Origin of the sequence: Antarcticimicrobium luteum, assembly GCF_004358185.1 — a bacterium.
GTDB classification, from domain to species: Bacteria; Pseudomonadota; Alphaproteobacteria; order Rhodobacterales; family Rhodobacteraceae; genus Antarcticimicrobium; species Antarcticimicrobium luteum.
Genome location: NZ_SMUV01000062.1, coordinates 105,991 through 121,724, shown reverse-complemented (window position 1 = coordinate 121,724; position 15,734 = coordinate 105,991). Strand labels below are relative to the sequence as shown.

Sequence of the window (15,734 nt, the reverse complement as noted above, 5' to 3'; positions counted from 1 at the left end):
TACCGTCATCGCCGGTGCCATCGTCGCCAGTGCCGTCATCGCCGGTGCCATCGTCGCCAGTACCGTCATCGCCGGTGCCATCGTCGCCGGTGCCGTCGTCGCCGGTGCCATCGTCGCCAGTACCGTCATCGCCGGTGCCATCGTCGCCAGTGCCGTCATCGCCGGTGCCATCGTCGCCAGTACCGTCATCGCCGGTGCCATCGTCGCCAGTGCCGTCATCGCCGGTGCCGTCGTCGCCGGTGCCGTCGTCGCCATCCGCCAGCACCAGTTCAGGCTGTGGTCCGGCGACCAGTTCGGGAAAGCGGGTCGCGGTCGTCAGGTTGGCAATCTCCGGGATGGTCGGCACAACCGTGCCCTCGGTCACCAGCGTCACGCTTCCCCCCGCGGACTCGACGGTAACCGACCCGCTGCCACCGATAAGGTCGATCTGCGCCGTTCCCGTTGCGGTGACGGCAACAGAGCCGCCTTCGGACAGGATGAACGCGGCATCCAGATCGCCGGCCACATCCAGCGCGATCACGCCGGTGGCCCCCACGCGCAGGCGGGTGCTGCCATCGCTGACCAGCGCAACCGGACTGCCCGGCGCCCCTATCCGCCCCTCGGGCGTGACCATGGTCAGTTCGGCGGCCTCAAGCGTGGCGACCGAGCCGTCGATATCGCCGTAATTGGAATTCAGGCTGATCCTGCCTTTTTCGATCCCGAGCGGATCGGCCGAGATCAGTTCCGCATCCTTCAGCACGATGTCGCCCAGAGCGACAAAGTCGATATCGTCGCCATTGCCGCTCACCAGCGACACAATCCCGGTCTCGGCCAGGGTCGAGGTCAGGTGCAGATCGCCCAGCCCGGAATAGACGGTGATCTGGCTGGCATCGATCCACAGGGACTCGCCCGGCCCGGTGGCGATCGCCCCGGCATAGACAACCGCATGGGCGTCACCCGGCACCCCGGCCATGATATTCGCCCCGATGGTATCGGCCAGCGTCAGCGCCTCGGTGGCCGAGACATAGATCATCGGCGCATCCGGATCCTGCCCCAGCGTCCTTAGCGAGGCGAGGACCATATCGCCCGCCGAGGTCAGCGTGATATGCCCGTTCAGCGCATCGATCAGCGTGTTGTCGGCCATGCGCAGCGCCCCGACAAGGCTGCGCATGGTCACGTCGCCGCCCGTACTGGTGACATCACCCGCAATGGTCAGGATATCGGAGGTGACCGTCACATCCGATCCCGCCGTCGCCACCGACTTCAGCGTCAGCGTGGCGAGCCCGTCGGACAGCGCATCGAGGTTGATGCCGACCCCGGTGGCGCCCGCCCCCAGCGTCTCGATCTCGTAGAGGTCGCCGTCGTCAAGTTCGACATACATGCCGTATTCGCCATAGAGCGCGATTTCGGTGGCCTCCTCCCCGCCGATCAGGGTCAGCGGTTCTGCCGCGCTGCGGCCGATCATCGTCGCGTCGATATCCACCGATCCGGACAACGCATAGACACCCGGATGCACCGTTCCATTGGCAATGACCGTCAGGTCGGCGCCGGTTAGCGTTGCGATGTCGACATCTCCAAAGCGCGTGATCAGCGAAATCTGATCGGCCTCCAGCGTGCCGATCCCGATCTTGCCGACCCCGGCGGTGAGGATGCGCACGTCTCCCTCGGGAACGGCGACGCTGGCCAGGTTGACCGAGTGCTCGGTCACGATGTTCAGCACATGGTCGCCGGCCACCGTCACGCTGCCGCAACCCGAGCAGGCATCGGGGAACAGAAGGTTAGACGCCAACACCATCAGGTCGGCACCTTCGACGCTCAGCCCGTCGGTCCCCTCGATCTCGACCGCGTTGGTCGAGAACAGGCCAAGCCCGTCAGCCTCCACCGTCACACCGTTGCCGACCACCACATCGGCGCCGCTGCCATTCGGGTTGTCCCCGACCGCGCCAAGCCAGATCGTGCCGCCGCGCAGCAACGATGCCGCGTCGACCGTCAGATCGCCATAGCTCATCAGCCGCACCGTGCTTTCACCCTCCGTCAGGTTGGCCTTCCGCAGGTCGGTCGCGCCGATATTGGCGAGGTAATAGTCGGGCGCCCGACCGTCGTCTTTGTCGTAGTCGCGCAGATAGAGCTCGGCCGGCGCGCCGTCCGGGGCCGCGTCCAGGCGGCTGAGGATATAATTCTCCCGGGTGCCGAAACTGTCGCCGGTGCGGAATTCGGCTTTTTCGCTCGCCTGTATATCCAGCGCGCCGCCCTCACGGCCGACCACGCTGCCAGACACGTCCAGAACCAGCGTGCCGCCGGCATGGATCGCCGCGATCATCGGAATGTCCGAGCTGCTGTCCCCGTCAATCCCGCCGCTCGCCCAGGGCAGATCAATCTCGGGCGCGAGCGTTTCCGCCCCTGTCTTCGGCAGGTCAGCCAACTCGTCGAGCGGGCTGCCCGGGCCGGAGAAGGCACCCTGCAGGCCGCCGATGCCGGTTTCGGTCGCCCCGGTCCCGCCCGCCAGCGCCTCGACGGTGAAGAGCTCGGCCAGTGCCGGATCGGACAGGCCGAGAAGCCTCAGGTCACCCGCCTGAATGTCGATCCGGACATCGCCCAGATAGCTGCCGATCAACCCGACGCTGACATCGCCGTCGGTCACCGCCAGATCCAGATCGCCGGTCAGCGCCACGGCAGAGATGCTGCCATCGCCGCCATACATCTGGACGTCGAGCGGATCATCCTCGGTCCCGATCGAGCCGGCCGAAAGCAGCACCAGATTGTCGGTCAGGATATCGACGCCGTCGGTTCCGCCCTGATCGAGGATCGAGCCGGTCAGCGTACTCAGCACCACCCCGGTATCCGAGAAGATCTCGGTCACCGCCATATCGCTGGTCGGCGCGGTCAGGCGGATCTGGCCATCGGCCCGCGCCACCAGCGCGCCGTCGGCCAGCTGGGTGATCAGCAGCGGCTCGCTCAGCGCGCCGATCCCCCCCTCGGCCGCCTCCAGAACGATGGTCTTGCCGCGCAGCATATGCGGCACCAGATCGCCATCCGGGGCCCGGGTCAGCGCCTCGGCACTCTTGATCCGCAGATCCTCGACGGCATCGGCATAGAGGATCTCGATCGCGTGCTCCGAGCCGATCAGCGCATCGCCGCCGGCAAGGGCGAAGAGATGGCCGGTCGCCTCGATGTCCACATCGTCGGCTCGGGCGACCTCGATGCTGTCCTCGCCGATCCCGATATCGACCCGCTCGGCCGTCCACAGCTCCAGCAGCGCCTCCTCGGTCAGGCCGGTAGCGCGGTCGATCACGTAAGGATTGCGGTTGCGGCCGATATCGCCGGCCGAGACGATATTGATGTCGTGGCCCAGGAAATTGGGATCCTCGATCACCGGCACGGTATCGGTCACCGGCAGGATCAATTCGCTGCGCAACCCGGTGCCAAGCTGCGCCTCGCTCCAGTGCAGGCCTGTCGTCAGCTCGCTGCGGTTCGCCAGGGTGGCGTTGTACTCGAAATCCGCGTCGAATCTCACGCTGCCCCAGGTCTCGTGCAAGGCGTGGAACCGTTCGGTGGCGGTCTCCGCAAGATCGGCGATCTGCGCGGCGCTCAGACCGTCGGCCTCCAGCCGAACGATCTCTTCGGCGCTGAAGGTGACCGCGAAGTCGGGGTCATAGGCCAGCGGTTCCCCCTCGACGAGCGCGCCCGAGCCATCCACCTCCCATGTGCGCAGCCGGTTCCAATACTCGAAGTAGTCCTGCGTCTTCTGCTCTTCGAAGCTGGCGATCAGCTCCGTCTCGCGCTCGGTTTCCGCAGCGCCGTCCGCATCCACTGCGCGCAGCCCCATCTCGTCCCAGAGCGCCTCGAGCAGCCCCTCCTCGGCGCGGCGATCCACCGTCGCCGTGAAATCGTAATCCCAGATATCCGACACCGTGGAGACCAGCGAGACATCGCCCTCAGCCGAGATCAGGTGCTTCACCCGGACCGGCTGATCGGAGGAGGTCAGCAAGTTGATGTCACCGCCGGCGTCGGCGACGATCGCATCGGCCTCGAAGACCAGCGGCGCCTCCAGCGTGCCGACCGACCCCGCCGTGGTGGTCAGTTTCAACCGCTCGCCCGCCACTTGGACCGGCGCGGTCGAATACCGATGCACAAGGATCGAGTTCGCCGCCGTCAAGTGCAGATCGTCCTCGGCATAGGCCGACAGGATCTCCATGTCGCCGGTGACCTCCTCGATCCGGGCGGACCCGCCGGCGGAGATGTCGAGACCAAAGCCCTCGGCCTGGTCGATGCGGAAATCGGTCGCCGCGGTCGTGGACGAGAACAAACTCCCCAAAACCGTGCCTGAACTCCCCAAAAAGTCATGATCGCGCGCGCCGGGCAGGACCATCTCGATCCCGGCATCGCCGCCGCCGGTATACCCCGGCCCGTCGTAGGCCCGGCTGTACAGGATATCGCCCTCCGCGCTCATCACCAGCTTGTTGGTCTCGAACGGATTGGAACGGGAATTGGCAAGGATCGCCCCGCCGGTCGAGGTGATCGTGGTCAGGCCCGAGCGGTTGTAGACCGACCCGTCAAAGATCACGTCCCCCACCGAGGTGACGGTCAGAGACCCCATGTCATGGCCCTCGAAGCCGATGCCCACCGTCCGGTCGGCCGCGATGATATGCACATCCCAGTTCGACGTGGTCTCGGTCACCGTCCGGGTGCGCTCGTAAACGTCGGCACCAAACGGGTTGTCCTGCTCCAAGGTCCAGTCGCCCACGTCCACGCTCTCGAAATCCCAGGCCGTCACGAGGTCCTGATCGCCCACCTGGACATAATCGTAGTCGCTGTCGCCCACCCAGGCGTTGACCACCCCATCCGGGAAGGAGGACCCCAGATCGTCCAGAATGGTGTCGATGTCGATCTCTTCCGCCAGCACGGCGTATTTCGAGGAGAAGGGAACGTTCGCCAGTTCCTCTTCCTCCACGACCGAGGAACTGGTCACCTCGTCCTCGTCAATCCGGCCGTTGAAGTCCGCGTCCAAGGCGATATCGACGTGATCGTACCGGGTGACAATGATCGCCCCGAGGTTGTCCTCGTCATACTCATAGCTGCCATCCACCCGCGGCACGATCTCGCCTGCGGCATAGACCACCCGCCAGTCGTCCACGATCTCGTAGGTCGGTTTGTCGATCTGAACGATGGGGCGGACCAGCAGCCCGGTTACGGTGCGCGTCACCGTGCCGTCGGCGGCCAGCTCGTATTCGGTGGTGACGAAGCCGTCGCCGCTGCTGTTCTCGCGGGCCAGATCGACGATGCGGATAAAGCCGTTTGCGCCCTCGTCATAACCGGTGGAAATATCGCTGAGCACGATCGGAAGGTCGGACTCGTTGGTGATTTCCACATGAGCATAGCCGTTGGCCGCCACCAGCTCGCCGCCGCCGGTTGAAATGATATGACCGACGATCTCGATCTCGCCGCCCTTGGCGATGATCGGATCGATCAGGATCACCCCGGAGTCCTGATCGTAGCGAAGGGTAACATTGCCCGACGCTGCGTCCTGGAACGGCTCTTCGGCCGGCGAGGTGCCATTGCCGGCCGGGCTGTAAAGCACGGCGACGGTCTGCAGGCTGTCCCAGTCGTCGATCACATCGGTGATGCTATCCTCGATCATCACCTCGAAATCGGTCACGCCGGACTGGATCAGCCCGGTGATGTTCACCTCGCCATTGGCATAGACATAGACCCCGCCCTGCGCGACGATCTCGCCGCCGCCGGACAGTACATCTTCATAGTCCGATCCGGCGATATCCTCCAGGTAACAGATATAGTCGAGACAGCCGTCCAAACCGGACAGCGTGTTTGCGAACAGGGGCGCATAGGTCGAGAATGCCGAGGCGCCCAGCGTGACCAGCCCGTCGCCCGAGGTCAGTACGAAATCGCCCCCCGAATGGATATCGACATTGGCCGCGTCGATCTCGCCGCCCAGCACCATGATATCGCCGTCCGCGGTGAACAGGCTGACCGTGCCGCGCAGGTTCTCGATGCTGCCGGTCACATAGATATCGCCCGAGATGCCCGTGGCGCTGGCATAGAAGTTCTCGACCGAAATCAGTGTCTCGGCAGCGATATCCGCCGAGGCGGTCGCCTGGATCGTCAGCTCGGACGGCGCCGTCGCGTCGGTCAGCGGAATGTCGTTCAGCAACACCAGCCCGCCGCCGCGATAGGGAATCTCGGCTTCGACCACCTCGATCACCGCCGGGCTGTCGTTCACGATCAGGATCGTCGCGTCGCCATGCGAGATCACCGTACCGCCGCCGGTCAGCGTGTCGGCGGTCACCTCCACATCGCCCGGGGCGGAATAGGCCGAGATCACCCGGATCAGGTCGATCGGGTTGGTGCCCATGTCGTCGAGGATGGTTTCCAGCCGGGCGATTTCCGCCTCCAGCCGCACCTGCGAAACCAGATCGTCCGTTGCGATCGCATCGGCAAGTTCGCCGTTCAGATCGTCCAGCGACAGGTCCAGAAGATCGCTCAGATCGGCATCCGAGAGGATTTCGTAGTCAAGCCCGTCGGTCGCGGCCGTGACCCCGGACTCATCCACCACCAGTTGCTGGAAGTAATTGGTTCCGCTTTCCACCTCGCCGTCGATCAGGACTGCGGCGGAAAAGGTTTCGACGGTTTCGCCCACTTCGGTATCAAGGCTGACGTCCTCCGCCCCGACGATATCACCCAGCGCGTTCACCACGGTTTCCGCCGTCTCGCGGTAGAGGTCGGAGGCCAACCCATAGGAATAGGTGTCGGTATCGCCCGCTCCGGTCACCAGTTCGACATCGTTCGCGGCGCGGACCTCGGCCCCGCTGTCGATGGTGATCTCGTTGCTCAGTGCATTGCGGGACTTGGCATAGGGTTTGCGTCCGATCGGGACTGCGGTGGCGTTCCAGACCCGAAGCTCGGAAGATATGTCGCTGGCATCGCCCGCAGAGGTGATGTGAATCGAGCCCTCGTCGGACAACACCGAGGCCCCCGCCGAAATCTCGATCGCCTGGGCGGCGTCATAGTCCGAAATCGCCTCGGCATGGGGCGATCCGGCCAGGCCATAGACATTCACGAAGGCCTCGGTGGTGATAGTCGCCTCGGCCAGGATCTCCATCTCGATCCCGGCATCGGCGACGATATCGGCATCACCGATCCGGATCGCCACGTCGCTGGCATCCACGTCGATGCTGGTCTTGGCGGTCGGCACCAGAAGCCCGCCGCCGGTGTCGATCTTCACGCTGTCGGCCAGATCATAAAAGCTGGAGATCGCCAGGTGCGTGTCATAATCGCTCACCCCGTCCGATCCGGTCTCGGTCAGCCGGGCGCCGTCGGCAACGGTCAGAACGGCGGTCACGTCGATATCGGTCTCGGAATCCAGCGATGTGCCGTCGAGCAGACCGCCCGAACCGATCTGGCCGGAATAGCCGTCGTCGCTCTTGTTGATCTCTGTTACGATCTCGGCCTCGAAGGCATCGGCATCGAGGGCGCCGGCCAGGATCAGGCTGCTGTCCGCGTTGACGTCGTTGTCGATCTTTGTGCCGCCGAAATCGGCAAGGCTCACCTCGATGGAGTCCGCCGTATTTGCAAAGCTCACTCCGCGATAGGTCGCCGCGGCCAGTGTGCCGCCAACGCTCAGCCCGTCGCCACCGTCCAGATCGAGGGTCACGTCACCGTCGATATCCAGTTCGGACTTGGCGCCATGAACCGAAAAGATGCTGCCAAGGCCCGCGTGCGTCTCGACAGAGATGTCCTCGATCCCTGCCGCCAATGCGGTCAGCGCCCCGCCAATCACGCCGGTCCCGCTCACCGCCAGCGACAGCGCGGCGTCCGCATCCGTATTCACCTCGACCAGATTGGCGCCCAGCCCCAGAAACCCGAGATTCAACCCGGTCGAGAGGGCGATGATCTCGGTGTTGGTGCCAGAGACCACAGCCGCGTCACCGCCGACGTCCATCGCCGCTAGCGTCAGATCCACCGAAACCGAGGCGTCATTCTCCAGCGAGGTGACACCGCCCCCGGCCGAACCGACCCCGCCCGAGGCCGAAAAGGTCTTGGAACTGATCGATGAGGCGCCGTCCGCCTCGGTGCTCTCTGCATCCAGGGCCAGAACGCTCAACTCACCCGCGGTCAGATCGAACCCGTCCGCCAGGATCTCCACCTGGGCCTCCCGTTCCGCATGGGCAAAAGTGCCGCTCACCGAGATCCCCTGCGAAATCGCCGCGCCGGTGCCCTTGACCGTCATCACCGCCTGAGAGGTGGCGGATATTTCGACCAGCCCCCCGGCGATGAGCGTCACGGCACCGAGGTCGATCCCCACCTCCGAGCTGTCATAGGCGGCCACATCCACGCCGCTGAGTCCGAACAAGGACCCGCCCGACAGGCCGAGGCCCTTGGCCTCGATGGCACCTGCGCGCGTGGCGGCGATCGACAGCGTATCGGCCTTGAGCAGCGGCGCCGTTGCATCGCCCGCGAAGCTTACCGCGATATCCGAGCTGCTGCGGGTGGTGGCAAAAACCCCGCCCGCCGCGATGGCGCCGACGCTGAAGCCGGTGGCCTCGGCCGCGGCATCGCCGGTCTCGCTCGCCGCTATCTCCACATCCTGCGCCACACCGGAGCCGATGCCGGAAAGCAGCACGTCATCGGCCAGGGTAACCCCCACAATGCGCGCCGCATGGGTTTCGGCCACCGCCGCCGCGCCGCCGATGGCGCCGCCGGTCCCGGCAATCGCCTTGGTGCCGCCAACATCCACATCCGACCCGGCGGTAAGGCTGATCGCGCCCTCGCTGCGCAGCACCGCCGAGGTGTCGATCTCGACCCCCACCGCGCTGCCCAGCTTCACCCGCGCCAGCGCCCCGGTGAAGGAGACCGTCCCGCCGCTGACACCGCCGGAGGTGGCGGTGATAATGCCGCTCTCCTCGCCTGCGACAGTGACGGACCCGGCCCTCACCACCGCGCTTTCGCCCACCCGCGCGGTCACCCCCTCGGGCACCACCGTGCCGCGGGCCGAGGCGATCGCGCTGCGCACCGACAGGGCGCGCTCCAGTGCCGCCTCGGCGGCATCGTCGCCGGCGCCATAGCCGTCGAACGAGCCGGAGTCGTTCATTTCATCCTCAACGGTCTCAAGCGAGCTGTCGATCTCACTGTCCGAGCGCGGCTGGCCGTCATTGGCGGCCAGATCCAGCACGTCGAGCCCGTAGCTCACCAGCGTGGCCGAGCCCTGGAACGCGAAGCCGCCCACCGCGGCGGCGGCGGAGTCGGCGGTGATGTCACGCTCGGCCTTCGCCGTCACCGTCACCGCGCCCGAGGCGGTGGCCGTGGCATGATCGTCGATCTCGGCCAGCACCTGATTACCGCCGGAAAGCTGCAGCACCGCCGCGCCGATGGCCGCGCCGCCGCCGTTGATATTGCCGACGGTCGCGCTGTGCTGGATGTCCTGATCGGCCTCAACCAGAATGCTGTCGGCGGTCCGCCCGGTAAGGCTGGCATGTTCGCCGATCCGGGCCGAAACCTCCTGTTCGGTCTTCACCACCAGCACCGAGGCCGACACTGCGACAGCCCCTGCCCCGCCGCTGACCACGATGTTGTCGATCTCCAGATCCGACGCGGCAGTGATCGCGACATCGCCCTCGGCATCCACCACCGCATGATCGGCGGCGCTGCCATCGGCGATCTCGGCCGTGACCGCATCTTCGGCCTGCATGTAGAAGACCTGACCGCCCACCGCGGCATAGAGGCCGAAATTGCCGTTGACGCCGGTCTGGTCGATGCTCCGCACCGACCCCGCGTCGATATCCAACCCGCCGCCGGCCTCGGCCGTGCCGCCGCTCAGCACTGCGGTGGTCTCATTCTCGCCCTTCATCACCTGCACCACGCCCGCCACTGCGGCGGTGGCCCCGGCGGAGAGGCTGGCAGAGGTGGTCTCGATCTCCTCCGCCGAGGTGGCGTCGAGGCCGATATCCCCCACAGCGATCAGATCGGCATCCTCGACCAGCGCCGAGGTGGTCTTGGCGAGGTTCAGAACCTCCACATCCGCGCCGCCCGACACCGCGCCGGACCCCTGCGCCAGCATTGACAAGATGCGCAGCACAGAGGCGTTGCCGGCCATGACCGATATATCGGCGGCGCTGTCGACGCTGCCGCCGGCGATATGGGCGGTCACGCTGTCCTCGACGAACAGCACCGGCACCTGGACCGAGATCGCCACCGTTCCGGCCGCCGCCGCGCCCACCGACAAGGCATTGAGCGCGGTGGCGCTGTCGGCGACCACGGCGACACCATGATAACGATGGCTCTCCAGCACCTGACCGTCGCGCCTATGCCCGGCAATCCCGTTGTCCTCTGCGGTGCCGGTGGCGGTCAGCGTGCTGCCGCCCACCACCTCGGCCATGACCGTGGCGGATGAGGTGATCACCGTGATCGAGGCCCCGATCCCCACCGTACCGCCACCGGCCAGCGACACGGTCGGTGCGCCGATGCCCGAAAGCAGCCCCTCGCCGCCGCCGCCGGAGGCGCCGAGCGTGGCCTCGGCCAGCGATTCGACCAGGATGGAATCCCCCGCCGTTAGCGCCGAGCCGTCGACGCCCGCGCGCACCGTATCCTCGCGGGTGATCAGCGAGATCGAGCCGGTGATCCCCGCCGTGCCGCCCACATTGGCGCCCATGGCGGCAGAGCCGATGGAGCGCTCCGAACTGGCGCTCAGCTCGATATCGGAGGTATTCGCGGCCAGTGCGCTGGAAATGGCCAGCGCTTCGGTCTTGCCGCGCAGCGTCACGTCCGAGATTGCCGCCCCGACGGCGATCGAGCCCGAGCCGCCGCCCTGCACGGTCAGCGCGTTGGTGGTGGCGTCCTGCGTGGCCGCGATAGAGAGCTTGCCGCCGGTCGCCATCAGGGTGCTGCCGAAGGCCCCGGCCCGCACCACCGCCCGCTGCGAGGTGGCCCCGATGGCACCGATCCCCGAGACCGAGCCGGCCGAACCGCCGCCGGCGATGGCCAGCGACAGGGCGCTGCTGCTGTCGTTCGCGTCAATCGTCAGCCCGCCGCCCGCCGTCACCGTCGCATTGGTCACCGCCGCAAGGCTGGCCGCGTCGAGATCGGCCAGCGAGACCGTTCCGCCCACCGCTGCATTCCCGCTCGCGCCCAGCGCGATGCCGCCGATGGTGGTGGCCCGGCCGCTGTTCTCGGCCGTGATATCGACCGTGCCTGCCCCGACCGCCCCGTTCAGGATCCCGGCCGTTGCCATCTGATTCAGCCGCGAATGCGACACCGAGGCGCCGATGCTGTTGCTGCCCAGTTGCATGCCAAAGCCCAGCGCCGTGGCCGTGGCGCGGTTGCGGCTGGCGATGGTCAGCGCACCGGTGCTCAGGCTGCCATCGGCGGACCATTCATCCGCCGCGGTCAGATCGACCTCGGCCACGACGCTGCCGCCGATCACGGTCACCCCGGCCGCTGCGCCCACAGTGGTGGCCGAGGTCGAGATAGTCCCGGCGTCGCTGATCGCATCCTTGAAATCGGAGATCGCATAAGAGGCTTTGACCCCGGTGCCGTAAACCTGTTTGGCGGTGTCCACCGCGTCGCCGACGCTATCGGGCCGCAGCGACAGGTCCACCCCATCTTCGGACAGGTCGTCGATGGAGAAATAGGTGGTGAAGGCCTCGGTCGCCGCGGCAACCAACCCGGACTGAAGCTGCCCGGCGATGGCGGTTGCCTTGCGATCATCCACCGCCTCGACCGTGACCGAACTGCCGAGATCGGCAACGCCGTCAGAGACCTTGAGCGTGGCGATGGTCAGGCTGTCGCGCACGTCCTGCGGCGCGAGCCCGCCACCGCCGAGATCGCCGGCGGCGATGTAATCGGCCGCCATCGCGTCCAGCACCGTGTCGGTCTCACCGCTGTAATCCGCGCGCTCGGAGCCGCCGTCGAGCAGCACCTCGGTCGCCTCGGTCAGCGCGGTATCGTCGGCCAGATGTCCCATGTCGACATAGGCGAGCGAGCCCATGCCGCCGAAATTGTCGGCCGCCCCGCCGCCCATGGTCAGGTCAAAGGCCGTGGCCGCGTTGGTTGCGGTGATGGAAACCGAGCCACCGTCACCGACTGTCGCCCAAACCGGGGCAAATTCCGGATCCTCCGGATCGACCGGCTCCCCTCCGGACATCACCGGCGTATAGAGATTCAGTTTGGCCGCGGTCCGGGTTTCGCCCCCCAGCAACAGCACACCGACCGCGATCCCCGCCCCGCTGCCGGAGCTGGCCTCAGTTCCCTGCAACAGCACGTAATTGTCCGTGCGGGTGGCGTCGATCTCCAGACCGCCCTCCAGCGAGATCTCGCTATAGGAGGCCGCGAGCCGCGCGCGCACATCGCGATCGTCGACGATCCAGGCGCCCAGCCCGGCCAGACTGGTGCCGGCGTCGCCGGTGGCCCGGCCGATCGACACCACATTCGAGCCGGTCTCGGACAGGGCGGTGATCGACAGACCGTCCACCATCCCATGGATCGGGACATCGCTCATACGGGCTACGGTATCGCGGCGATATTCGTCATAGGCCAGCGCGCCCAGCACGTTCAGGCTGTCGCCATCGGCCGAGGCATTGGCGACGATCTGCCGCCAGGTCCGGTCGGTGGCGCTGATCGTCAGCGCATCGCGTTCGAGCCCGTACCAGCCCAGGACTTCGGCCCGCACCTCGCCATGAGAGGTTACCAAAGCGGTGGCCGCCGAAACCTGCGCCTTGTCGTCGAGCACCGTGCCATTGCGCATCGCCACCGTATCGAGGCTGGTAGCGCTGTCCGCCGCCACCGAAACCGCATCGCGTTTGTCCGAGATGAACTGATTGTTCCCGATCCGCGCCAGCACGTCGGAATCATAGTCGGTGCGGGCAAAGCCCAATGTGCCAGAGGCGGCATCCGAGAACGTTACCGCCTCCTGCGCATTGGTCAGCTCCAGCTCTTCCGTCGCGCTGACCGCAATCCCGGCGATGTCCGAGGAAAAGAAATCGGTCATGATCGCCTGAGTGGTGAAATCGGTGTTCAGATAGCCGAAGGAGAGACCCATATCGGCGCCGCCAACGCTGCTCTGACGCATGGCATAGCCGCCGGTCAGCTCTGCCTCGACCGCCAGCTCGGGGCCCGAGAGGATGTTCAGCCCGTCCGCCGTGGCCGTGGTCTCGATGCCGAGGCCCGACAGGATCGCGGTGCCGCCGGCACTGAACCCCTCGTCGTTCTCCGAGCCGACCGTCGCGGCGACACTGCTTTCGCCCAGATCGGTCAGCGCCGAGATCGTCAGCGCGGTGCCCTCCGAGGCATCGTCTTCCGCATCCACCATCGCCGCGAAACTGCCGCCCGACCCTTCCCGCTCGGGCCACCAGGGATTGAGAACGCTCAGATAGGGTGTCTCCGCGCCGAAACTCGCCAGGGTTTCGGTATTGGCGACATCGACCACCATCGCCGCGCCGTCCAGTGTGCTGCCCAACACAGAGGACAGGGTCGCACGCGTGGCATCCAGCGCAGCGGCCAGCGTGTCGGTCCCGTCCGTCGGCGCGGCGACGGGCAGGCCAAGCCCGTCCTCGTCCACCGTCGCGCTCAGGTCATAGGCGACGTAATCGGTCAGCGCATCGATCGTGAAATCGCCGTCATCGGTGCGCAGAAAGGTCGTCACCGAGGCCTGCGCCAGCGTGTCATCATAGGACAGGATCACCGCCTCGCCGGCGCCGCTGTCATTTCCGCCCGACGTCGCCGAGATCGCGATGTCCTTGCGCACCTCCGCATGAACCGTGGCATCGCCCATGACCGTGGCGTCGAACGGAAAACTCTTGGTCAGCCCCTCGATCTCGGACAGGCGATAGGTCGATCCGACCATCAGCGCCGTGGCGCTGGACCGGCGCAGGCTGAGCGCCAGCGCCATGTTGCTGGCGCTGTCCGCATCATCGCTGCCCGCGCCGAGGTCCAGTTTCTCGATCGCCAGAGCCGATAGGTTCAGATCGCCGCCGGTGAACACCTGGCTGCCCTCGACCAGGGTTTCGGCCTGGGTATCGGAATAGGCGACGGCGATGGCCAGCGCCTGATTGTCAGGGTTCAACCCGATATCGGTCGTCGCCTTTGAACTGATCGTGGCGTTGCCCTTGGCGATGATATAGCTGCCGGCAACCCGGGTGATCGCCCTGGCGGTCAACGCGGCCGGCAGGTTCGCCTCGTCGAGGGTGTCGAGCAGTTCGGCAACGTCCTGATCGACACCGTTGACCGTGTTGCGCAACAGCGCGTCGATCTGGGTGACTCCGGTGCCGCCGAACATGTCGGTGACGTAGTCGTTCACCATGCCGTCGGTGGAATAGATGTTGTCCTTGTTCACCCTCGTGCGCAGGGTCACATCGCCGCCCCAGAGGACCGCGTCAAGAACGGTGATCCGGGCCGTGCCCGCCGGCAGGGCAGAGGTGGAAAGGTCGATATTGTCGAGCACATGGGCATCAAGCAGGATATCGCCGCTGGCAAAGCCGCCGGCATTTGCAAAGGCCAGCAGCATCGCCCCGGCCTCGATCTCGATCACCGGCGCCTCGAGCGTCAGCGCGCCGGAGGCGCCGATGGAATCCGCGGTCAGGTGATCGGTGGTGCCACCGGTATTGCGGGTCGAGACGGTCACCCCCTCGCCGACAGCAATCCGCTCGGAGGCCGTCAGGGTATAGTCCGCACCATGGGTGAACACATCCGCGCTCACGATCACCTCGGCCGGATCGATCAGGACCGAACCACCCTCGCCCATCGCCGACCAGGCCCGAAGCTCGCCCATCAGCTCGACAGTCTCGACCCCCGAGAACTCGACAAACCCGCCGCCGCCCTCGCCCAGGGCGGCGGCCGAGACCACCGCGCCCTCGCCCAGATGGGCCGTGTCCCCGGCAAAGATCACCACCTCGCCGCCGTCGCCGTTTTTCAGCCCCTCGGCCCCCACGACAGCGCCCCAGTCAAGCGAGATGTCGCGGCCGGCGCGAATGTCGACGCGACCGCCGTCCTCGCCTCCGCCGGCACTGATCCCGGCCCCATCCTGAAGGCGCACCGCGCCCCCCGCAAATAGCGAGACGTCCCCCATATTGACGGCTGCGTCCATCAGCCCGGCGCGGTCGCCGGCCTCGATCCGGCCCGAAACGGTGATGTCACCGCCCGCCCGCAGCCGCACACTCTCGTCCGCCGCAATGCGCCCGGCCACATCGATGCTGGCTTCGCCCAGCCGCGCATTGCCATCGACCAGCGTCCGCACCGCATCGCCGTCGACCCCACCATCGGCCCCGATCATGCGCCGGGCAAACCCTCTGGTCGGGGTCGACAGTCCGATACGCCCGGCCAGAATCTTACCATCGGCCCCGATCGTGAACCCATCGGGACTGGCGATATAAAGCCCACCGCCGACACGGCCGTTCTTCATGCCGTTGAGCGTTCCGTCGACGACCACACCGCGTCCGCCGGTGATGATGTTCACCGTTCCGCCGGCGCCCTTCGGCGCATGGATATTGGCGACCGTACCAACCCCGACATTCAGGTCGAGCAGACTATTGACGCCAAAGCCCTGCGATAATGTCGAAGTCCTGACATCGGTGACCCGCCCCTTGGTGGTCACCGTCGTGGCGGTGCGCCCATCCGGACGAATTCCCTGCGCTGCGGCCTGAAGCGCCGGCGCCACCGTCAGCACCGCCGACAAGACGGCCGCAGAGGCCATCCGCAATGTTTTGCGATGGATTATCAAATCAGACGAACGAAAAACGTTGGGGCAAAAA

1 protein-coding gene is annotated in these 15,734 nt (G+C 66.4%); it reads right to left on the bottom strand.

Annotated features, from left to right (window positions below):
• The coding region (locus tag E1832_RS09445; RefSeq protein ID WP_165978844.1) for a leukotoxin LktA family filamentous adhesin at positions 1–15,676 on the bottom strand (15,676 nt) is incomplete at its 3' end.
• Between the last annotated feature and the right edge of the window lie 58 nt (positions 15,677–15,734).